This window comes from Bradyrhizobium cenepequi, assembly GCF_020329485.1.
GTDB lineage: Bacteria > Pseudomonadota > Alphaproteobacteria > Rhizobiales > Xanthobacteraceae > Bradyrhizobium > Bradyrhizobium cenepequi.
Genome location: NZ_JAGKJI010000018.1, coordinates 14,108 through 36,116, shown reverse-complemented (window position 1 = coordinate 36,116; position 22,009 = coordinate 14,108). Strand labels below are relative to the sequence as shown.

At 64.2% G+C, this 22,009-nt stretch carries 20 protein-coding genes; 9 read left to right on the top strand and 11 right to left on the bottom strand.

Annotated elements, in window-relative coordinates; genetic code table 11:
- Nucleotides 1-63: 63 nt before the first annotated feature.
- From J6497_RS19775 to J6497_RS19745, 7 genes are all read right to left on the bottom strand, one after another.
- Nucleotides 64-459: a hypothetical protein gene (locus tag J6497_RS19775; protein ID WP_225705954.1), complete on the bottom strand. Its 396-nt coding sequence runs from the start codon at nt 457-459 to the stop codon at nt 64-66.
- 110 nt (nt 460-569) lie between these two features.
- Nucleotides 570-872 (bottom strand): copper-binding protein, encoded by a 303-nt coding sequence (locus J6497_RS19770; RefSeq protein WP_225705953.1) that lies wholly within the window; start codon nt 870-872, stop codon nt 570-572.
- A 20-nt stretch (nt 873-892) separates the two neighbouring features.
- Nucleotides 893-1,351 (bottom strand): cupredoxin domain-containing protein, encoded by a 459-nt coding sequence (locus J6497_RS19765; protein ID WP_225705952.1) that lies wholly within the window; start codon nt 1,349-1,351, stop codon nt 893-895.
- A 46-nt stretch (nt 1,352-1,397) separates the two neighbouring features.
- Nucleotides 1,398-2,768 carry a multicopper oxidase family protein gene (locus tag J6497_RS19760; protein WP_225705951.1) on the bottom strand — a complete coding sequence of 457 codons (1,371 nt, stop codon included), beginning with the start codon at nt 2,766-2,768 and terminating at the stop codon, nt 1,398-1,400.
- A gap of 14 nt (nt 2,769-2,782) precedes the next feature.
- On the bottom strand, nt 2,783-4,216 hold the full coding sequence (locus J6497_RS19755) for a TolC family protein (protein WP_225705950.1): 1,434 nt from the start codon (nt 4,214-4,216) through the stop codon (nt 2,783-2,785).
- On the bottom strand, nt 4,213-4,503 hold the full coding sequence (locus tag J6497_RS19750) for a hypothetical protein (RefSeq protein ID WP_225705949.1): 291 nt from the start codon (nt 4,501-4,503) through the stop codon (nt 4,213-4,215). The genes J6497_RS19755 and J6497_RS19750 overlap by 4 nt, the downstream gene beginning before the upstream one ends.
- 76 nt (nt 4,504-4,579) lie before the next feature.
- Entirely contained in the window at nt 4,580-4,984 is a 405-nt protein-coding gene (locus J6497_RS19745; RefSeq protein ID WP_225705948.1) for a hypothetical protein, read from the bottom strand.
- Nucleotides 4,985-5,123: 139 nt separating this feature from the next.
- Here J6497_RS19745 and J6497_RS19740 point away from each other — a divergent pair, with 139 nt between their 5' ends.
- Nucleotides 5,124-6,359, top strand: a complete 1,236-nt coding sequence (locus J6497_RS19740; protein ID WP_225705947.1) for an MFS transporter — start codon at nt 5,124-5,126, stop codon at nt 6,357-6,359.
- A 210-nt stretch (nt 6,360-6,569) separates the two neighbouring features.
- On the opposite strand, the gene J6497_RS19735 is transcribed toward J6497_RS19740, so the two are convergent.
- A complete protein-coding gene (locus tag J6497_RS19735) occupies nt 6,570-7,118 on the bottom strand; it encodes a cupin domain-containing protein (protein ID WP_225705946.1) in 549 nt (182 codons plus the stop codon).
- Nucleotides 7,119-7,266: 148 nt separating this feature from the next.
- Between J6497_RS19735 and aptA the strand changes: the two genes are divergently transcribed.
- Nucleotides 7,267-8,595, top strand: coding sequence for an omega-aminotransferase AptA (gene aptA, locus J6497_RS19730; RefSeq protein WP_225705945.1), 1,329 nt, complete (start codon nt 7,267-7,269; stop codon nt 8,593-8,595).
- 68 nt (nt 8,596-8,663) lie between these two features.
- The gene (locus tag J6497_RS19725) at nt 8,664-9,929 is read left to right on the top strand and encodes a D-amino acid dehydrogenase (protein ID WP_225705944.1); all 1,266 of its coding nucleotides are present in this window, start codon (nt 8,664-8,666) and stop codon (nt 9,927-9,929) included.
- 100 nt (nt 9,930-10,029) lie between these two features.
- Here J6497_RS19725 and J6497_RS19720 read toward each other — a convergent pair whose 3' ends face one another.
- Nucleotides 10,030-10,668 carry a TetR/AcrR family transcriptional regulator gene (locus tag J6497_RS19720; protein WP_225705943.1) on the bottom strand — a complete coding sequence of 213 codons (639 nt, stop codon included), beginning with the start codon at nt 10,666-10,668 and terminating at the stop codon, nt 10,030-10,032.
- Between the two features lie 153 nt (nt 10,669-10,821).
- Between J6497_RS19720 and J6497_RS19715 the strand changes: the two genes are divergently transcribed.
- Genes J6497_RS19715 through J6497_RS19705 form a run of 3 tightly spaced genes read left to right on the top strand, consistent with a single transcriptional unit; the run spans nt 10,822 to nt 14,631 of the window.
- Nucleotides 10,822-11,319, top strand: a complete 498-nt coding sequence (locus J6497_RS19715; RefSeq protein WP_225705942.1) for a (2Fe-2S)-binding protein — start codon at nt 10,822-10,824, stop codon at nt 11,317-11,319.
- The gene (locus J6497_RS19710) at nt 11,316-12,374 is read left to right on the top strand and encodes an FAD binding domain-containing protein (protein WP_225705941.1); all 1,059 of its coding nucleotides are present in this window, start codon (nt 11,316-11,318) and stop codon (nt 12,372-12,374) included. The genes J6497_RS19715 and J6497_RS19710 overlap by 4 nt, the downstream gene beginning before the upstream one ends.
- Nucleotides 12,364-14,631, top strand: coding sequence for a xanthine dehydrogenase family protein molybdopterin-binding subunit (locus J6497_RS19705; RefSeq protein WP_225705940.1), 2,268 nt, complete (start codon nt 12,364-12,366; stop codon nt 14,629-14,631). Before J6497_RS19710 ends, J6497_RS19705 begins: the two co-directional genes overlap by 11 nt.
- Before the next feature lie 248 nt (nt 14,632-14,879).
- Here the strand turns inward: J6497_RS19705 and J6497_RS19700 are convergent, their stop codons facing one another.
- Nucleotides 14,880-16,469 (bottom strand): gamma-glutamyltransferase family protein, encoded by a 1,590-nt coding sequence (locus J6497_RS19700; RefSeq protein ID WP_225705939.1) that lies wholly within the window; start codon nt 16,467-16,469, stop codon nt 14,880-14,882.
- Between the two features lie 307 nt (nt 16,470-16,776).
- Between J6497_RS19700 and J6497_RS19695 the strand changes: the two genes are divergently transcribed.
- Both J6497_RS19695 and fdhD read left to right on the top strand, forming a co-directional pair.
- The gene (locus J6497_RS19695; protein WP_225705938.1) at nt 16,777-17,292 is read left to right on the top strand and encodes a Dps family protein; all 516 of its coding nucleotides are present in this window, start codon (nt 16,777-16,779) and stop codon (nt 17,290-17,292) included.
- Between the two features lie 35 nt (nt 17,293-17,327).
- A complete protein-coding gene (gene fdhD, locus J6497_RS19690) occupies nt 17,328-18,185 on the top strand; it encodes a formate dehydrogenase accessory sulfurtransferase FdhD (protein WP_225705937.1) in 858 nt (285 codons plus the stop codon).
- A gap of 556 nt (nt 18,186-18,741) precedes the next feature.
- Here the strand turns inward: fdhD and katG are convergent.
- Nucleotides 18,742-20,922, bottom strand: coding sequence for a catalase/peroxidase HPI (gene katG, locus J6497_RS19685; protein ID WP_225705936.1), 2,181 nt, complete (start codon nt 20,920-20,922; stop codon nt 18,742-18,744).
- Between the two features lie 105 nt (nt 20,923-21,027).
- Between katG and J6497_RS19680 the strand changes: the two genes are divergently transcribed.
- A complete protein-coding gene (locus J6497_RS19680; RefSeq protein WP_225705935.1) occupies nt 21,028-21,966 on the top strand; it encodes a hydrogen peroxide-inducible genes activator in 939 nt (312 codons plus the stop codon).
- Nucleotides 21,967-22,009: the final 43 nt, after the last annotated feature.

Below are 22,009 nucleotides of genomic sequence, written 5' to 3'. Positions count from 1 at the left end.
GCAGCACGTGTCATCCGCGCGGCCTTTCAAGCCACGCGGCAGCGTCCGGCGCCGCGACGCCGGTCAGGCCAAAGTTCGAGGGGGATAGTCAGGAGGCGGGCGCGCGAGCCCGTCAGCGATAATGTCGTCCAAGGGATGGAGCTGCTGCTCCAGCCGTAGGTCCAGCGCGACCATGCTGCTAGATGGAGCGACCTGCAAAACCTGCATCATGCAGACCGCAACCAGCGGACAATCCTGGCAGGTGGGAGCCTTCTGCTTGTCCGGGCAGCACGGCATGGCCGCTGCCATGTCGGCCATATCCATATCGGCTATGTCATGCCCATCCGACATCGCCGCCATGTGCACACCGGCGGACGACACCAAATGCTCCGCCGCGGCCGGCGTGGCGAGCGGCGCCAGCGTCAGGCTCGCCGTCACCAGCAGCGCGACCAAAAACTTGAAAGATTGGCGGATGTCCATGGGTTAAGTTTCTCACAACTGGCCGGCCGCTGGAAGGTCCTGGTGTTCAAAATTTGCTGTGTCTTCGGTCCATCCCCGAACGACGACGCGACCAAATGCGCCCGTGATGCTCATTTTGCCTTCTGCAGCTTCGTTACCGTATACCCTGACGCGGCTTCTTCGGCCTCGAACTGCACCTTGTCGCCGACCTTCACCTGTTTGAGCATAGCGGGGTCCTTGACGCGGTAGACCATGGTCATTGGTTCGTCCATGCCAATGCTTTTGGCCGGGCCATGCCTGAGCGTGATCTTGCCGGCGCCCTCGTCGATCTTCTTGACCTCGCCGTTGATGGCGGCGCTCTGCGCGGAGGCTGCCTGCGTCAGCAGGCTGGTCGCGAGTGCCCCCGCTGCGGCCATGCGGATGATCCCGTTCATTGTTGTTCTCCTCTCGTTGTTCATTTCACGGTGATGCGGCCGGTCATGCCGTAGTCTCGATGATCGGAGATCAGACAGGCATATTCGAAGCTGCCGGCATGAGTGAATTTCCAGACGATCTCGGCCGACTTCTTCGGCGCGAGACGGACACCGTTCGGATCATCGTGCTCCATATGCGGGTGCTTCTTCATCGTCTCGGCGTGCTTCAAGTTCTCCGTGGTGGTGGCGAGGAGGAATTCGTGGTCCTCCTTGCCGACGTTGCGGATCACGAAGCGGATCTGCTCGCCACGCTTGACCTCGATCTTGGCGGGCTTGAACGCCATCTCGCTCATCTCGACCTCGATCGTGCGCGACGGCTTGTTCGGATTGCCGGGTTCGCCGGCTGAATAGGATGAGTGGCCATGCTGTTCATGAGCGGGCGCAGCAGCAGCGGTTGCAAGCGCAATCAGCGCGAGGCTGGTCGTAGTGATTTTTGTCATCGGAATGTCCTTCAAGGATTCTTCTGGGTAGGGCGCCAGTGCATCGCTACATCTTCATTCCCTTCATCGGTTTGTTTCCACCGCGGTTGCCCGTCGTCGGTGCTGTTGCTGGCGATGACTGCCGCGCGGGTGCGGCGTCGGGCGTCTTCACCTCATAGGCGACGGTGCCGGGCGGGTGCTGGTAGGGACCGGGATCGCGATAGTCGTCGCGGGCCATTCCCTCGCGGATCTTCATCACCGTGAACATGCCGCCCATCTCCAGCGGGCCGAACTGGCCGCTGCCGGTCATCATCGGGAGCGTGTTGTCGGGCGCGGGCATCTCCATGTTGCCCATCGCCATGCCGGTCGAGCCCATCACCATCGCGTCCGGTGCGAGCTTGCCGACGGCTTTGGCGAGGTCCTTTCGCGAAACGCCGATGAGATTGCGCATGTCGTGGCCCATCGCATTCATGGTGTGGTGCGACTTGTGGCAGTGGAACGCCCAGTCGCCGGGATTGTCGGCGAGCACGTCGAACACACGCACGGCGCCAACGGGAACGTCGGTGGTCGCTTCTGGATATTGCGCGCTCTCAGGAATCCAGCCGCCATCGGTGCAGGTCACATGAAAACTGTGGCCGTGCAGGTGGATCGGATGGTTGGTCATGCTGAGATTGCCCATCCTCACCCGCACCTTGTCGTTAAGCCGCACCGGCAGCGGATCGATGCCGGGAAACACGCGGCTGTTCCAGGTCCACATATTGAAGTCGGTCATCTCATTGACCTTCGGCAGATAGGTGCCGGGGTCGATGAGGTAGGTGCTCATGACGAAGACGAAGTCGCGGTCGACGGGACGGAAGGCGGGATCGCGCGGGTGCACCACGATCATGCCCATCATGCCCATCGCCATCTGCACCATCTCGTCGGAATGCGGGTGGTACATAAAGGTGCCGCTGTGCTTCAGCTCGAACTCGTAAACGAAGGTCTTTCCCGGTTTGATGTGCGGTTGCGACAGCCCGCCGACGCCGTCCATGCCTGAGGGCAGGATCATGCCGTGCCAATGCACGGTGGTATGCTCGGGCAATCTGTTGGTGACGAAGATACGGACCTTGTCACCCTCGACGGCCTCGATGGTCGGTCCCGGCGACTGGCCGTTATAGCCCCAGAGATTGGCCTTCATGCCGTCGGCGAATTCGCGCACCACCGGCTCGGCGACGAGATGGAATTCCTTCCAGTCGCCGTTCATGCGCCAGGGAAGCGACCAACCGTTCAGTGTTACGACCGGCCGGTAATCCGGTCCCGAGGTCGGATGGAGCGGCGGCTGCGAGACCGCCTTATCCATCGTTGGTGCTTCCGGAATGGCGGCGGCCTGCACGCGTCCAGCGACGGCACCGGCGCCGACGAGAGCTGCGCTGCCCAAGAATCCTCTGCGTGAAAACATCATCCCCTCCACACTCAGTGAGCGCCGGCAGCCGGTGCGGCCGCGGATGCTGTCGTCGTTGGGATTTCCCTTGTCAGCGATCCGCCGCCGTTGATGGCGGTCTGCAGGTCGGATTGTGCCAGAAAGAATGCCTGCTTGGCGTCGATTGCAGCTCGGAGCGAAGCGAGGCGTTGGCGCGCCTCGGTCAGCAGCGCGAATACGTCGATCTGCATGCTGGAAAAGCGCAATTGCATTTCTTCCGTGATGATCTGGCGCAGCGGCAGGATCTCGCGCTGATAGTGGGTGGCGATGTCGTAGCTCGAGCGGTAGGTGCGATAGGCGTCGCGAGCCTCCGAGCGAATATTGACCGCCCTCTCGGTCAGCCGGTTGAAGGCGAAATTGTAGGTCTCCGCCGCCTGGCGGACGCGCACCTCGCCGCCATCGAACACCGGGATCTGGAACTGGACGTCGAAGCCGCGCTCGCGGAACGGCGGATTTTCCGGATCGCGGGTGCGCTTCTCAATGCCGGCGAGGTCGAGCAGCGTGACGAAGCGCGTCGCCTCCGTGAGGTCGAGTGCCTTCGCCAAGCCAACAAGCTCCATGCGCGCGATCTGTAGGTCGATGCGGTGGGCCACGGCGTCGGCTTCGATCGAGGGCAGCGCTTGCGGACGTCTCGGCAGAGGCGGGAGCTTGTCTGGAATCTTGAAGTTGAGATCGTCGTCCCACAATCCCATCAGGCGGGAAAGCCGTTCACGGGCACTTGCCGCCTCCTGGCGTGCAGTGGCGAGGTCGGCCGTGGTCTCTGCGTAAAATACCTGCTCGCGCGCCTGATCGAGCTTGTTGAGCGCGCCCGTCTCGCCGAGCTTTTTCGCAAGCTGCGCGGTTGATTCGGCGGTCGACTTGGCATCGGTGAGCAGGCCGACCATTTCGTTGGCTGCTAGGCTGCGGAAGTAGGCGCGCCGGACATCGGCGGCGAGTCGAAGCGTTTCCAGCGCAGCGCGTAATTGTGCTTGCCGAAAACGTTCCCGCGCGATGTCGGAGCGGAATGGCAATGTCGCCAGTGCAAGGATATCGCCGACCACCTGGCGTTCGGCTTCGCTCGCGCCGTTGCCGCTGATCCGCGAGATCGAGAAGACGGGATTGGGCGGCAGGCTCTGCTCGACCAGATCGGTCTCGGCGAGCGCCAATTCGTTATAGGCGGCCTGCAGTCCCTTGTTGCTGAGCAGGGCGACCTGCACCGCGGAATCTGCGGTCAGCGGACGCGAGAGCAGGCGCCGGACCGTGCCGCGGATGCGTTCGGCATCGTCGGCGGAGCGCAGGAATGCGACATCCTTGCCGATGGTTTGTTCTGTCGCGGTGGCGACGATGGTCATGCCGCTGTCGGGAGAGAAGGAAGCGCAAGCGGACAGGACAGGACCCGCCATCAGCAGCAGACCGATCGCAGGCACACGGACGGCAACATGGATCATTGTTGCGGTTCCTGCCGTTGTCCCGGGGCAACATCCTCGTTGCGCTCGCGCCAGGGCGCCGGCGTCGCGGGACGCAGGCTGGTGTAAGGTGCGATCGTCGAGCGATAGCTGACGCCTGGGACGCGCGCGGCTGGATCGGCCGGGTCGGAATTGGCAAGCCGCGTTGTCGCGGGCTGACAGCCCGCGGCCGTGACGGCGATGATCGCGCCGAGCGCGAGGGTGGATCGGAGATGGCGTCCGCCGGCCGTACCAACGACGGCGGACTTCGCCCCTGATAGCGAAGACATCAATGGATTCCTGATCTGTGCATGAATCAAGGCGCACGCGCGCTTCATCGCGCAGCGCGTACGTCGTCACGTCAGTTCAGGCGTTGGGGGGACGATAGGGCAGAGGGGGCGCCGAACCATGCAGGCGCCGGTAGGTTTCAGGAACGCAGGTCGACATCGGCCGCGCGGGCTTCGCGATCCCGGGCAAATCCGCCGTCATTGCGGAAAGGCAGAGCATGGCGCAACCGGGCCCTGGCGAGGCCTTGCCATCATGCTCGTGCTTGACGCCGTCGGCATCTGCGTGATGGGCGGCGTGGCCGCCGCCATGTTCGTGCAGGCCATGACCGGAGCGGGGATGCGCGTCCGTGGGCGCCTGTGCGACCTCGGGCGGCAGCCAAGGTGCGGGATTGCCCACCGCGAGTGCGGCCCCCGGCGCAAGGACGCAAAACAGGTAGAGCAGGGCGACCAACCACCCTGCCTTGGCCCGTTGCCGTTTCGTCAAGCGTACGAACATCAACGCCTAAATACCGCCAATCGCCGGCTTCGCCAAGTTGTGACAACGTCATTCGGGCTTTCACATGCCCAATATTTCGCCAAACCGCTTGACCGGGAAGCAATTCGCGACGAAGTTTGGCTTCGCCGTGGAAATTCCTTCTCAAATCAGCCCATATTCCGACCAGTTCATTCCCGACTCGCGCCGGGCATGGCTGCGGCTCGCCGTTGCCGTGGTGATCGGCTCGCTCGGTAGCGTCGGCATGTGGTCGGTGGTGGTGGCGCTGCCGGTGGTGCAGGGGGATTTCAGCGCCACACGAGGGACCGCCTCGCTGGCCTTTACCCTGGTCATGATCGGCTTCGGCTCGGGCGGGGTCTTGACCGGCAAGATCACCGATCGCCACGGCATCGTTACCGCGATCGGGCTCGGCATCGGCATCCTCGGGCTAGGCTATATCGGCGCCGGCTATTCGCCGTCAATCTGGTCGTTCATCCTGTTTCATTTCGCGATCGGGCTGTCGTCGTCGGCGACCTTCGGGCCGTTGATGGCGGAAGCCTCGCACTGGTTCGACCGCTACCGCGGGCTTGCGGTCGCGATCGCCGCGAGCGGAAATTACATCGGCGGCACGATCTGGCCGCCGCTGGTGAACCTCGGCATGCAGCAGTTCGGCTGGCGCACCACGCATGTCGTGATCGGCATCTTCACCGCGGTTGCGATGGCGGTCGCGCTGTTCGCGCTGCGGCGGCTGACGGGCGCAGCGAGCCAGCGCAGCCATCTCAACGCGCGGCCGCCGCGCGTCAATGTGCGCCTCTCCACCAATGCGCTGACTGCGATGCTCTCGCTGGCCGCGATCGCCTGCTGCGTGGCGATGGCGATGCCGCAGGTGCATATCGTCGCCTATTGCGGTGATCTCGGCTATGGCGTCGCGCGCGGCGCCGAGATGCTGTCCCTGATGCTCGGCTTCGGCATCATCAGCCGCATCGGTTCGGGCTTCCTCGCCGACCGGATCGGCGGCATCCGCACGCTCCTGATCGGCTCGGTCGCGCAGGGCGCGGCGCTGCTGTTCTACCTGTTCTTCGACAGCTTGAGCTCGCTCTACATCATCTCGGCGATGTTCGGCCTGTTCCAGGGCGGCATCGTGCCGAGCTACGCCATCATCATCCGCGAGGCGATGCCGGCATCGGAAGCGGCCACACGGGTGGGCATCGTGATCTTCGCCTCGGTGATCGGCATGTCCCTGGGCGGCTATATTTCCGGTTTGATCTTCGATGTCACCGGCTCCTACGCTGCCGCCTTCGCCAACGGGCTCGCCTGGAACGCGCTCAACGTCACGATCATGCTGATGCTGTTGCTCCGCTCGCGGCAGCGGCTGGCGATGGCGTGAGCCTGACATCTCTTCGGATTTGATCGAGCGCAAAGCGCTACGGCGGCAATCCGCTAGCTTTTCTCCAGAAAGCATGGAGAAGAGCCATGACACTCGATACCATCCTGGTCATCATCGGCGTGACGGCGATGGTCATGACAATCGCTGCGGCCATCCTCTGGGGCGACAAGCAGACGCGTGATCTGTAAGGCCGCGCGGCGCCTGCCGCATTCAGAATGTCGGTGGAGTGCAGGCGCTGATCACCTCGCAGGGTTTGCCGCCGACGCAGCGAAAGCGATGCGGGCGACGGCTTTCGAAATAATAGGCGTCGCCGGGATTGAGGATACGGCGCTCGTCATCGACGGTGACCTCGAGTTTGCCGGACACCACGATGCCGCCTTCCTCGCCGTCATGCACCAGCGGCACGCGGCCGGTGTCGCTGCCGGGCTCGTAGCGTTCTTTCAGGATCTGCAGGCTCCGGCCGAACAGATTGTCGCCGACCTGGCGATAGGAGATCGGCTTCTTGCCGATCTCGGTCAGTTCGTCGGTGCGATAGAACACCTTGCGGCGGCGCTCCGGCTCGAGCGCGAAGAATTCAGCCAGTCCCATCGGAATTCCATCGAGGATGCGCTTCAGCGCCCCGACGGACGGGTTCATCTGGTTCGACTCGATCAGCGAGATCGTCGAATTGGTGACGCCGGACCGCTTGGCGAGTTCGCGCTGCGACAGCTTCTGCTGCGCGCGAATGAATCGCAGCCGTCCACCGATATCGACGCTCATGGCGAAATTCCTGTTGCAGGTGTTGCGGATCGCGCAAATATGCCGCGTTCGCCCCAATGAGATCAATGGGTTGCGGCGGCACAGAAAAGGACTTGTTGCGCCTATGAGAGCGTGTTCGGCTGGCTAGGTCAGCAGTGGAGCGACGCTCGTGACCGTTCATCAGATTCCGAACACCATCAAGCTCGATTCGTTCTGGATGCCGTTCACGGCCAACCGGCAGTTCAAGGAGACACCGCGGCTGTTCGCCTCCGCCGAGGGCATGTATTACACGAGCGTCGACGGGCGGAAGGTGATCGACGCCTCGGCCGGGCTTTGGTGCGTCAATGCCGGCCACGGCCGCAAGCAGATCGCCGCAGCGGTCGAGCGGCAATTGATGACGCTGGACTTCGCGCCGTCGTTCCAGATGGGCCATCCGATCGCCTTCGATTTCGCTGAACGCCTCGCCGCGATCGCGCCGAAGGGACTGGATCGCGTCTTCTTCACTAATTCGGGATCGGAATCGGTTGATACTGCGCTGAAGATCGCGCTCGCCTATCACCGCGCAACCGGCCAGCCGACCCGTACGCGCCTTATCGGCCGCGAGCGCGGCTATCACGGCGTCGGTTTCGGCGGCATGTCGGTCGGCGGCATGGTGGCCAACCGCCGCGCGTTTGCAACCCATCTGCCTGGTGTCGACCACATCCGCCACACCCATGATCTTGCCCGCAACGCGTTTGCGAAGGACCAGCCGGAGCATGGCGCCGAACTCGCCGACGATCTGGAACGCCTGGTGGCGCTGCATGGCGCCGAGACCATTGCCGCTATCATCGTCGAGCCGGTTCCGGGTTCGACCGCCGTGCTGCCGCCGCCGAAGGGCTATCTGCAGCGGCTGCGCGAATTGTGTGACAAGCACGGCATTCTCCTGATCTTCGACGAGGTCATCACCGGTTTCGGCAGGCTTGGCACGCCGTTCGCGTCGCAGTTCTTCGGCGTGACGCCCGATCTGATGACGACCGCGAAGGGCATCACCAACGGCACCGTTCCCTGCGGCGCAGTGTTCGCCAGCCGCAAGGTCCATGACGGGCTGATGACCGGGCCGGAAAGCCAGATCGAGCTGTTCCACGGCTACACCTATTCGGCGCATCCGGTGGCCTGCGCCGCAGGCCTTGCGACGCTCGACATCTACAAGGACGAAGGCCTGCTGACGCGCGGCGCTTCGCTCGCCGAGTACTGGCGCGATGCGCTGCATCAGCTCAAGGGCCTTCCGAACGTGATCGACATCCGCAATGTCGGTCTGATGGGCGCCGTGGAAGTCGCGCCGCGCAAGGACGGAGTTGGTGCGCGCGGCTATGACGTCATGGTCGATTGCTTCAATCGCGGCCTTTACCTTCGCATGAGTGGCGACTCCTTCGCGATGTCGCCGCCTTTGATCGTCGAGCGCAACCATATCGACGAAATGGTGTCGATCCTAGGCGACGCGATCAAGCGAGTGGCCTGACCCTTGCTCCAGCCGTTGCGAAGATTATTTGCAGCGGCAAGTAATGCCGCGGCGGGAGCCTGAAAAGCGTGAAAGTCATCATCCTCGGCAGTGGCGTCATCGGCGTCACGTCGGCCTATTATCTCGCGCGTGCCGGTCATGAAGTGACGGTTATCGACCGGCAGCCGAAGCCCGCGCTCGAGACGTCCTTTGCCAATGCCGGCGAAGTTTCGCCCGGCTACTCTTCGCCCTGGGCCGGCCCCGGCGTGCCGATCAAGGCCATCAAATGGCTGTTGATGAAGCACGGTCCGCTGGTGGTCCGGCCGAAACCCGATCCCGCGATGTGGGTCTGGCTCTTGAAGATGCTGCGCAACTGCACCGCGGAACGCTACGCGGTCAACAAGAGCCGGATGATCCCGATCGCGGAATATAGCCGCGACTGCCTGCGCGCGCTGCGCGGCGAGATCGGCATCCGCTATGACGAGCGCTCCCGCGGCACGCTGCAACTGTTCCGCTATGCCTCCCAGCTCGACCACACCGCCGACGATATCGCGGTGCTCAAGCAATATGGCGTTCCTTTCGAAGTGCTCGATCGCGAAGGCTGCATTGCCGCCGAGCCGGCGCTCGCCGCTGTCAAGGACAAGATCGCCGGCGGGCTGCAGCTGCCGCAGGACGAGACCGGCGATTGCCACATGTTCACGCAGGCGCTGGCGCTTGAAGCCGAAAAACTCGGCGTGCGTTTCGAGTTCAACGTCGGAATCGATGGATTGATCGCCGATCCTTCGCGCGTCACTGGCGTCGCCACGAGCAAGGGCGTGCTGCAGGCCGACGCTTATGTCGTCGCGCTCGGAAGCTGGTCGCCGCGGCTGGTGAAGCCGCTCGGCATTTCGCTGCCGGTCTATCCCGTAAAAGGCTATTCGATCACGGTGCCGATCGTGGATGCCAGCGGCGCGCCGGAATCGACGGTTATGGATGAGAGCTACAAGGTCGCGATCACGCGGCTCGGCGACCGCATCCGCGTTGGCGGCACCGCGGAGATATCAGGCTACTCTGATAAGCTCTATGCTGCACGGCGCGTGACGCTCGATCATTCGCTGACCGATCTGTTTCCGCGCGGCGGCGATCTCGCCAAGGCGACGTTCTGGAGCGGTCTGCGCCCGATGACGCCTGATGGACCGCCGGTAATCGGCGCGACAAAGTATGGCAATCTCCATCTCAACTCCGGTCACGGCACGCTCGGCTGGACCATGGCCTGCGGCTCGGGCAGCGTGCTTGCGGACCTGCTATCAGGACGCAAGCCGGAGATCGATGTGAGTGAGCTGTCGATCGCGCGCTACGATCACAGATTTGGGTGAGTTGCTCGTCATTGCGAGGAGCGAAGCGACGAAGCAATCCACGTCTTCGCGTGCGGCGAGATGGATTGCTTCGCTTCGCTCGCAATGACGAGGCTTGGGATTAGCGCTTTCGTTTCAGAGCCTTCTTCACCGGCTTTCGCTTTGCCGCCGTCGCCTTTGCCGGTTGCACGCGCAGCCCGTCAATGAACACATCCAACAGCCGCAGCACGGTCGATTGCCAGCCTGCCTGGTCGTGCATGTAGCACAGTCCGATCAGCGCGCGCAGCACGTCTTCGGCGCTGATGTCGGCGCGGATCTCGCCGGCGGCGACCGCGCGCGCAAGCAGCGCGCCGATCGCCCGGGTCAGGCGCTCGAGCGAATAGGCGTGAAGCTCGGGGGAGCCGTGGGCGACCAGTGCCAGCGCGGCCGCCATGCCCTTCTTGGTGGCGACGAACTGGACATTGGCGTGCAGCCAATGCCGCAGCGCTTCGACCGGATCGGCCTCATCGTTCAATTGTTCCGCGAGATCGCCGAGCTGGTCCACCTCGCGCCGATAGACCGCTTCATACAGCGCTTCGCGAGTCGGAAAGTGACGGTACAGCGTTCCGATGCCGACGCCGGCGTGCCGCGCCACGGCCTCCAGGCTGGCTTCGGGACCACCAGCGCTGAACACGGCTTTTGCCGCCTCCAACACGCGCTCGCGATTGCGCACGGCATCCGCGCGTGGCTTGCGAACTAGTCCTGCGAACTGACTGGCCATCAGATTTGCGGTTACCCCTCCCTTGTAAAACGGAGGATGCCTCCGTATATGCGATGAATACCCGGCCTGCAAAGGTCCGCCGATCACATTGGCGGCCGCAGGCGGTGCGTTACCACTGTAACAATTTCACCATAGCACTGATCGGAGCCCTGCATGAATTTCTCCATCAGCCTCACCGTGAACGGTGTGCGGCGGGAGATCGAGCTCGACGACCCCCGCGTCACCTTGCTCGATCTTTTGCGCGAGCGCCTTGATCTGACCGGAACCAAGAAGGGGTGCGACCGCGGCCAGTGCGGCGCCTGCACTGTGCTGGTCAACGGCCGGCGCATCAATTCGTGCCTTGCTTTGGCGGTGAGCCAGGACGGTGCCGACATCCTCACCATCGAAGGTGTCTCGCGGGGCGACCAGCTCCACCCGATGCAGGCCGCTTTCATCGCGCATGACGGCTTTCAATGCGGCTTCTGCACGCCCGGCCAGGTGATGAGCGCGATCGGGCTGATTACCGAAGGCCAGGCCGGCGATGATCCCGAGCGCGTGCGCGAAGGCATGAGCGGCAATCTCTGCCGCTGCGGCGCCTATGCCGGGATCACCGAAGCCGTGCTCGAGGCTCAGAACACTCTCACGAATTCCGACCAGAGGCGCTCCGCATGATGAATTTCGATTACGTCAGGCCAGCGACCGTCGCCGAGGCGGTCGCAGCCGCGTCCGAGAAAGGCGCAACCTATCTCGCTGCCGGCACCAACCTGCTCGATCTCATGAAGGGCGGCGTTTGCCATCCGAGTCGCCTTGTCGACGTCACGCGCCTGCCGGGACTCGACGGCGTCGAATATCTTGCCGATGGCGGCGTGCGGATCGGCGCGCTGGTCCGCAATGCCGACCTCGCGCATGACGCCGAGTTCGTGCGCGCCTTTCCCTCTGTGGCCGAGGCATTGCTGTCGGGCGCTTCCGCGCAGCTCCGCAACGCAGCGACGGTCGGCGGCAACGTGCTGCAGCGGACGCGATGTGCGTATTTCTACGACGCCCCCAGCGCCTGCAACAAGCGCTGGCCCGGCGCCGGCTGCGATGCGCGCCATGGCGAGAACCGCCTGCATGCCGTGCTCGGCTGGAGCGAGGCCTGCATCGCCACGCATCCGTCCGATTTCTGCGTGCCGCTGGTTGCGCTCGATACGGTCGTTGAGATCGAGGGCAGGAGCGGGCGACGCGAGGTCGCGCTCGAGGCACTGCACCGCCTGCCCGGCGACACGCCGCAGCGGGAGACTTTGCTCGAACGCGGTGATCTGATCGTCGCGCTGCGGCTGCCGGCCGAGGCGCGCGGTTTCGCCGCGCATGCGCGCTACATCAAGGTCCGTGAGCGCACCTCTTATGCGTTCGCCGTCGTGTCTGCTGCCGCAAGCCTGCGGATCGAGCAGGGCACGATCCGCGAGGCGCGGCTTGCGCTCGGCGGCGTCGCGGCAAAGCCGTGGCGCGCGCGGGCGGCAGAGCAGGTTCTTGCCGGCGTCGCGCCCGATGCTGCCGGCTTGCGCGAGGCGGCGCGCATCGCGCTCGCCGATGCCAAACCCTCCGGCGACAATGCGTTCAAGATCGAGCTCGCCCAACGCATCCTGGTGCGGGCGCTGACACTCGCCGCCGCTGGCACGCCGGAGCGCATTCCTGCGCTTCCTGGTTCTCCCTTCTCATCCGTTTCAGGAGTGCATCATGTCGCCTGAGATCAACCTCACCTGCGACCCCGCCCATCTCAGGCACGGCTCGAACATCGGCCAGCCGCTGACGCGCCGCGATGGCATCCTGAAGGTGAAGGGCGAAGCCCGCTATGCCGCGGACAATCACCCGCCGGGGATGCTCTACGCCGTGATCGCGGTCTCTACCATCGCGCGCGGCCGCGTGACTTTCCTCGATGTCGCGGCGGCCAAGCGCCATCCCGGCGTCGTCGAGGTCATGACGCCCTCGCACAAACCTCCGCTTGCGGAAGATCCGGACGGGAAGCCCAATCCTTTCGCGTTCAAGATGGAGCTGCTGCAGAACGACGAGGTGCGCTACGCGAACCAGGCGATCGCAGTCGTGGTCGCCGAGACGCTGGAAGCCGCGACCGAAGGCGCGGCGCTGCTGTCGCCGCAATATCACGTCGAGCCTGCGCGCGTCGGCCTCGATGACGCCAAGAGCTATCTGCCGCCGGTGGTCGGTATCGGCAATCCGGCCGAGGTCCGTCATGGCGATGTCGACGCCGCGCTTGCTGGCGCATCGAACCGCATCGAGGCGATGTATGAAACCTCCGCGCAGTACCACAACGCAATGGAGCCGCACGCGATCGTCGCAAGCTGGGATGGCGACAAGCTCTCGATCGATACGCCGAGCCAGGGCATGGCGATCGCGCAGATGCGGCTGGCCGGACTGTTCGGCATTCCGCCGGGCAATATCCATATCCGCAGCCCGTTCCTCGGCGGTGGTTTCGGCTCCAAGGGACTGGTCTCCGGGCCGCAAGTCCTCGGCATCATGGCCGCAAAACTGGTCGGCCGTCCGGTCAAGCTCGTGCTGCGCCGCGACCAGATGTACGGCCCGGTCGGCCATCGCCCGCCGACGCGGCAGACGCTGCGCATCGGCACCGATGGCGAGGGCCGGCTGACTGCGATCGATCATCACGCCAAGGTCACGACCAGCACGTTCGATGATTTCTACGAGCCGGCCGCCGACGCCTCGCACACGCTCTATGCGAGCCCCGCGATCAAGACCTCGCATGAAGCGGTGCGCGTCGATACTGGCACGCCGCTGTTCATGCGCGCGCCGGGAGAGGCGACCGGGTCGATCGCGCTCGAGAGCGCCATCGACGAGATCGCTCTGGCCTGCGGAATGGACCCGCTCGATTTCCGTCTCAAGAACTACGCCGAGGTCGAGCCGATCTCGGGAAAGCCGTTTTCATCGAAGGCGCTGCGGCAGTGTTACGCCAAGGGCGCCGAACGCTTCGGCTGGGCCGGGCGTCCGCTCACGCCACGGCAGATGCGCGACGATGCCGGCTTCCTGGTCGGCTGGGGCATGGGCACCGCGACCTTTCCGGCGCTGATGTTCCAGGCGCAGGCGCGCGCGGTGATCCGCAGCGACGGGTCGGGCGTGATGGAGAGCGGCGCGCACGACATGGGGCAGGGCGCCTGGACCGTGCTTGCCCAGATCGCGGCCGACGGACTCGGGCTCGGCATCGACCAGGTCGAGTTCAGGTCGGGCACGTCGGATCTGCCGGACGCCGGCATCGCCGGCGGCTCGGCGCATACTGCGACCGCGGGTGCTGCGATCCACAATGCCGGCGCGGCCGTGATCGCAAAGCTCGCCGATCTCGCGACCAATGACGAACGCTCGCCGCTGTTCGGCGCCGGCAATGCCGGTGTGATCGCACGGGAAGGGCGACTGTTCCGTCGTGACGATGAAGCGCGCGGCGAGAGCTATACGGACATCCTCAAGCGCGCCGGCCTCGCCGAGATCGAAGCCAGCGGCGGCGGCGCGGCCGATCCGGCGGCGCAGTCGAACTACGCCATGCATGCCCATGGTGCGGTGTTCGCGGAGGTGAAGGTCGATCCCGAACTCGGCCAGATCCGTGTGACACGCCTGGTCGGTGCCTTTGCCGCCGGCCGCATCATCAATCCGCGCCTGGTCCAGAGCCAGCTCTTTGGCGGCATGATCTGGGGCGCATCGTTCGCGCTGCACGAGGAAGCCGTGATGGATCATCGTTCGGGGCGGATCCTGAACGCGAATCTTGCCGAGTACCATATCCCCGTGAATGCCGACGTGCCGTCGCTCGATGTGCTGACGGTCGATGAGCACGATCCGCACGTGAACGTGCTCGGCATCAAGGGTGTCGGCGAGATTGGCGTCACCGGCAGTGCCGGTGCGGTCGCCAATGCGGTCTGGCACGCCACCGGCGTTCGCGCACGCCGCTTCCCGATCCGGATCGATGATCTCCTGATGCGATTGGATTAAGTCGCCGCGCCGAGCGCTGGTGCGTGTGGAGCCGGAGCGTGTGGAGAGAGTTGATCCCCACCCGGTTTGCGCAACGCGCAAACCGACCTCCCCTTTTCAAGGGGAGGTGAAACGCCGCCGTTTACGCCGCTGCGCTCCTTCCCCCTGAAAGGGGTAAGGTTGGGATGGGGGTTTGCTGCGAGTCGTACCGTCCGAAGTGGAGAGAACCTTCACCTCGGAGGTGGAGGGAGGGCGTGCGCCAAACCCCATCAACCTTCCGCCACCGCTTCGCTCCAGGCGTGGAATGGCTCGGTGGCGCCGCTGTTGGTGGCGCCGTCGCGCAGCACGACGCTGGGACAGGCGAATTTCAGTGGCATCGTCTGCAGGCGCGCTTCGTCATAGTCGAACCGTGAGTGCAGCGCCTCGCGCACCTGCGGCGGCAGCCGCACGTCACCGATCACGATCGCGCCCTCGCTGGCGTCGATCCTGGGCTGATGGATCGCAGCATCGAGGTCCATGCCGTAATCCATCACGAAGGAGAGCAGTTGCGTCACCGCCGGCAGGATTCGCCGTCCACCGGAGGCGCCGACCGCGACACGGCGGCCATCGGCGGCTTGCGCCACGACCGGCGTGTAATTGCACAGGCAGCGCTTGCCGGGCGCCAGCGAGTTCGGCGTGCCCGGCGTCGGATCGAACCACATGATGCCGTTGTTCATGGTGATGCCGGTTTGCGGCGTCACGAATTTCGAGCCGAAGGTCGACAGCAGCGTTTGCGTCACCGCCGCCATGTTGCCGTCACGGTCCACGACGGAGAAATGCGTGGTGCAGGTGGGCGCGACCGCTTCCGCACCAAGCGAGCGACGGCCGTCGGCATCGCCCATGCCCTGCAGGCGTTCGCGATAGGCGGTCTGCAGCGCCTGCGCGTAAGCCGTGTAGGCGGCACCGTCCGGGGCGCGTGAGGGCTGCAGGTTTTGCTGCAACAGGCGCAGCGTATGCGCGAGCGTCGGCCCGGCGGTCAATTCGGGCGTCGCATAGACATAGCCGCCGCGATAGGCGATGCGCAGCGGTTCACGCAGATGGGCGCGGAACGCGGCCAAATCCTCGACCGATATAGCGCCGCCGCTGTCCTGGATGTCGGCGGCGATGCTGCGCGCCAAGCCACCCTCATAGAAGTCGCGCGGTCCTTCGGCGGCGAGCTGCGCCATCGTCGCCTTCAGGCGGTCCTGCGGCAGCCGCACCACCGACTTGATGCCCCATTGCGCATTCGGCGGCAGGCCATCCTGCAGAAAGGCGGCTGCACTCGCCGGATAGCGGCGGAGGTCGGTGGCAGAGCTTGCGATCATCAGCGTGGTCCACCAGTCGACCAACAGACCTTCGGCGGCGAGATCGACGCTCGGCTTGAGCAACTCCTTCCACGGCAATTTGGCATGGCGGCGATGCGCCTCCTCCATGCCTGCCACCACGCCGGGCACGGCGACCGAGCCGGAGCCGTGGAGGTTGCGGTCGTCCTTCACCCGCGCCCAGGGAAAGAGGTCGGAGGCGGTGCCGTCACCTGTCAGTGGATAGTCCTCGATGCGAAGGCTGTTCGGCGTCCGCATGCCATAGTCGATCACCTCATAGCGGTTTTCGCGGGCACGGTAGAGCACCATCGCGCCGCCGCCGCCGATTCCACTCATCCAGGGCTCCACCACGCCAAGCGCAAAAGTGGTGGCGACCACGGCATCGACGCAATCGCCGCCTGCCGCCAGCACGGCCGCGCCGACCTCGGCGGCCCTTCGCGATTGCGAAGCGACGATGCCGCCCTTGGAGGTGACAGCCGGTTTGCGAATTTGCTGGGTGTTGGAGAACTGGTCGGACATCGCGGTCTTCAGGCCTTCTCGGAGGGACAGATCAAGTCACCGTAGCATGCCGGCCGTCGCACGCTAAGGCAACTGGCCGCGCGATCGGAGGTTCAGGCCGAATCCGCATGGGTGGGAGAGTGTGTCCATACCCCTTCAATCAGTCTGCATTTGGAGTACCGGCAAAGGCGCTCCGTCCGTGAAACCGTGTGAATCCGAAAGAGTCCGCAGGCTCTGGAAAGATACGCTCTGCGACACACGCTATGACAACAGCCAGAGACGGCCCGGAATAGCTGAGGCCGCCGACCAAGAAACAAGGATGGCACGAATGCTCAAGTCTTCTCACCCGCGTCCCGAATTGCAGAGCCCGACCGACCTGAAAACCGAAGCGACTCGCGATATTTCGGCAGCGCTCGGCGGCCTGCTCGCCGACGTGTTCGCGCTCTATCTCAAGACCAAGAATTTCCACTGGCATATGTCGGGCAGCCATTTCCGCGACTACCATCTTCTGCTCGACGAGCAATCCGACCAGATCTTCGCGATGACCGACCCGATCGCCGAACGCGCGCGCAAGATCGGCGGCACGACGATCCGCTCGATCGGCCACATCGCGCGTCAGCAGCGTATCCTCGACAACGATGCCGACTATGTCGATCCGCAGGACATGCTGGCTGAATTGTTGAGCGACAATCTGCAGCTCACGCGGGAAATGCGCCAGGTTCACAATGTCTGCGACGAATATGGCGACGTCGCCACCGCCAGCCTCCTGGAAAACTGGATCGACGAAACCGAACGCCGGAGCTGGTTCCTCTACGAGACAATCAGGGGACAGTCGAACGCGTGACCTCAACCGCGTAATCGCAACGAGCTGAGGTCGTCGTGACCGCCGATTGTGCTTTCATCGAACGGGCCGGCCTCCACTGGCGTGGCGGCCACGCGAGTTCGTCGTCGCAGGCGGTGGCGGAGGAGACTGCGATCGCGTTGACCTTTGACGGGTCGACCCATGCGGTGATGATGGCGACGCCCACTGATCTGAAGGATTTCGGCGTCGGCTTCGCTGTGACGGAGGGCATAGTTGCCCGCGGCGACGAGATCAGGAGCCTCGACCTGATCGAGACCGACCTTGGCATCGAGGTCCGGATCTGGCTTGAAGAAAATCGCACGGCGGCCTTGTTCGCGCGGCGGCGCGCCTCCGTGGGCCCGGTCGGCTGCGGGCTTTGCGGCATCGAAAGCCTGGTGCAGGCGCGGCGTGCCCTTCCAAGGGTGAAGAAGGGCGCGAGGTTCGATGCGCGCGATATCCTGGAGGCCATGCGCGCTCTCCCGCCGCTGCAGGACCTCAACCGGAAAACACGCGCCGTTCATGCGGCCGCCTTCTGGCAGGCCGATGGCGGCGTCGGCCCCGTGCGTGAGGATGTCGGCCGCCACAATGCACTCGACAAGCTTGCCGGTGCTCTGATCCGTCACAACAGGTCGGTTGCGAACGGAGCCGTTCTGCTCACGAGCCGCATCTCGGTCGAGATGGTGCAGAAGACGGCCATGATCGGCGCTCCCGTCATCGTCGCCGTTTCCGCACCGACGACGCTCGCGCTCAATACCGCGGATGAAGCGGGGATCACCTTGATCGCCGTTGCGCGCGACGATGGCTATGAGGTGTTCACGCATCCCGATCGCATCGTCTTCGCACGGGAAATGCGCGGGCATCCCGTTGGGACGGGCGATGGCGCTGCGATGACGTGACCGCCGCCGCCGGTGCGGCTGTTCGTGTTCCCGCTGATGCTGCTCTACGTCGTGATCGGCTACCGCGTGTTCCGCGGCAAGGTCGGTCCGATGACCGATCATTATTGATGCGGCATGAGCAGGGCCGCATCTCTCCTGATTGATTGGTCAGCCGGTCGGCTTTCCGACCGGCTCCGCGTCCCGACATCGGCGCTGCTGTTTGGATTGCGCCTCCTATTCGGCGGCGCTCGCCGGCTATACCGCGGCAGGCTGCCTAGCGCGATCAGTCCCACACTGCCTTTTAGCATTGCTCTCCTCCTCCCGTTTTGCAGCGTCTTGCATGCGGCCGCGCGTTTGCGGCTTTCGCGACGTCTGGTTGTTGGGTGAAGGCTAACCGATGGCCGATGCAGCGCGGACATCTCCACGCCGCGCGGCTTGACGGGCAGTCTCATTTTGCATGCTGCGCCGCAATGAAATCCGGTGTGGGATTGCCGTGCGAACGGTGAACGCAAAGAGGGCGGCGTTTGCCTTGAAACGCCGCCCTCTCCGATTTCCAGTCTATGGCTTGCAAAAGCCTTCAGGGCGTCAAGCGGCTGCTAAGGTCGAAGCGATCGAGGTTCATCACCTTGGTCCAGGCCGCCACGAAATCCTTCACGAACTTCTCCTTCGAGTCCGCGCAGGCATAGACCTCGCCGAACGCGCGCAGCTGCGAGTGCGAACCGAAGATCAGGTCGACGCGGGTGCCGGTCCACTTGAGCTCGTTGGTCTTGCGGTCGCGGCCTTCGTAGACGCCATCTCCCTTGTCGCTCCATTGCGTACGCATGTCGAGCAGGTTCAGGAAGAAGTCGTTCGTCAGCTTTCCGGGCTTGTCGGTAAAGACGCCGTGCTTCGACTGGCCGACATTGGCGCCGAGGACGCGCAGTCCGCCGATGAGGGCCGTCATCTCCGGGCCGGTGAGCCGCAGCAGTTGCGCACGGTCCACCAACGCCTCCTCAGGCAGCATGAACTGATGCCTCTTGCCAATGTAGTTGCGGAAACCGTCGGCCCGTGGCTCGAGCGGAGCGAAAGAGGCGACATCGGTCTGATCCTGTGACGCATCCGCGCGTCCCGGCGTGAAGGGGACCTTCACGTCAGTGCCGCCGTCTTTCGCCGCTTTCTCCACCGCGGCACAGCCGGCGAGAACGATCAGATCGGCGAGCGAAACCTTCTTGCCGCCCTTTTGCGATCCGTTGAACTCGCTCTGGATGGCTTCGAGTTTCTGCAGCACGGTCTTGAGCTGCGCCGGCTCGTTCACCTCCCAGTCCTTCTGCGGGCTCAAGCGAATGCGGGCGCCGTTCGCACCGCCGCGCTTGTCCGAACCGCGGAAGGTGGACGCCGAGGCCCAGGCCGCCGACACCAGCTGGGACACCGACAGGCCGGAGGCGAGCATCTTCGCCTTCAGCGCTTCGACGTCCTTGTCGTCGATCAGCGGATGATCAACCGCCGGGATCGGGTCCTGCCAGATCAACGTCTCCTTCGGCACCAGCGGGCCGAGGTAGCGCACGATCGGGCCCATGTCGCGATGGGTGAGCTTGAACCATGCGCGGGCAAACGCGTCCGCGAACTGGTCGGGATGCTCGTAGAAGCGACGCGAGATCTTCTCGTAGGCCGGGTCCATGCGCAGCGACAGATCGGTGGTCAGCATGGTCGGCACGCGCTTCTTCGACTTGTCGAAGGGATCCGGAACGATCGCGTCGGCTCCCTTTGCCTGCCATTGCCATGCGCCTGCCGGGCTCTTCACCAGCTCCCATTCATATTTGAACAGGTTCTCGAAGAAGTAGTTGCTCCACTTCGTCGGGGTCTGCGACCAGATGACTTCAGGACCACCGGTGATAGCGTCAGCCCCGACGCCGGTGCCGAATTTGCTCTTCCACCCGAGGCCCTGATCCTCGAGCGCGCCGCTTTCCGGCTCCGGACCGATGAGGGACGGATCGCCTGCGCCGTGGGTTTTTCCGAAGGTGTGGCCGCCGGCAATCAGCGCGACGGTCTCCTCGTCATTCATCGCCATGCGGAAGAACGTCTCGCGGATGTCATGCGCGGCGGCGACCGGGTCGGGCTTGCCGTTCGGTCCTTCCGGGTTGACGTAGATGAGGCCCATCTGCACCGCGCCGAGCGGCTCGGCGAGCTGGCGCTCGCCGCTGTAGCGTTCGTCGCCCAGCCAGGTGCCCTCGGGACCCCAGTACAGCTCTTCAGGCTCCCAGACATCGGCGCGGCCGCCGGCAAAGCCGAAGGTCTTGAAGCCCATCGACTCGAGGGCGACGTTGCCGGCGAGAATCATCAGGTCGGCCCAGGAGATCTTGCTGCCGTACTTCTGCTTGACCGGCCAGAGCAGCCGGCGCGCCTTGTCGAGGTTCGCGTTGTCAGGCCAGCTGTTGAGTGGCGCGAAGCGCTGCTGACCGGCGCCGGCGCCGCCGCGGCCATCGGTGATGCGGTAAGTGCCTGCGCTGTGCCACGCCATGCGAATGATCAGGCCGCCATAGTGGCCGAAGTCGGCGGGCCACCACTCCTGCGACTCCGTCATCAGAGCATGCAGATCCTTGATGACCGCGTTCAGGTCGAGCGTCTTGAATTCCTTGGCGTAGTTGTAATCCTTGTCCATCGGATCGGACAGGCTTGAATTCCGATGCAGGACCTGGATGTCCAAATGGTTTGGCCACCAGTCACGGTTGGCAAATCCGTGTCTTGCACCCGAGACCGGGCATTTTGTCTTGTCATCCATTATCGCCTCCTGCGGCAGTTTCTGGTGGGTTGTCTGGAACAAGTCTAAACAATCGATATCATCAGGTGAAATTGACTTTCGTGATTGTTGCGATAAGATATTCTGATGATCCAGTTTACCCTCCGACAGCTTCGCTATTTTGACGCGGTGGCGCGTCACGGCCATTTCGGTCGCGCAGCGGAGGCATGCGCCATCACGCAGCCAGCGTTGTCGATGCAGATCAAGGAGCTGGAAGAAGCGCTCGGCGGCGTGCTGTTCGAGCGCAGCGCACGACAGGTCGTGCTGACGAAGTTCGGCGAAGAACTCGCCCAGCGTGTCCGCGAAATCCTGCGCTCGGTCGATGAACTCGGCGATTTCGCGCGCGCGTCGCGGGACCAGCTCGTCGGCCGGCTCCGCATCGGCATGATCCCGACGATCGCGCCCTATCTGCTGCCCAAGGTGATCGGCAATCTCACCCAGATCCATCCCGAACTCGACATTCACGTCCGTGAGACGGTGACGCCGAAGCTGATCAAGGAGCTTGGCGAAGGCCGGCTCGACACGGCCATTGTCGCCCTGCCGGTATCCGAGCCCTCGCTGACCGAGGTCGCGCTGTTCACGGAGAATTTCCTTTTGGTGCGGCCGGGCGAGGATGAGGGAACGCCGGTCCCGAGCAGCGAGGCGCTGCGCGAAATGAAGCTTCTCCTCTTGGAGGAGGGACATTGCTTTCGCGATCAGGCGCTGTCGTTCTGCAACATGCAGTCGGCGCCGCCGCGGGAAGTGCTGGAAGCGAGCTCGCTGTCCACCCTCGTTCAGATGGTCGGCGCCGGCATCGGCGTCACCTTCATCCCGGAAATGGCTGTCGCGGTGGAGACGCGTTCGGCATCGGTATCCGTCGCCCGCTTCAAGGATCCGCAACCCTCGCGAACCATCGGCATGGTCTGGCGCAGGACCAGCCCTCTAGCCAGGCAGCTTATGCAGATTTCCGAAGTGGTTTCTTTGTCGGCCGATGCATTGCGCGAGCAGCGCACGCCAAAGTCTTCATCGCGTCATCGCCGGCATTGAACGCTTCGAGCATGACACCCAAACGATCATGCTGACGAGAGGA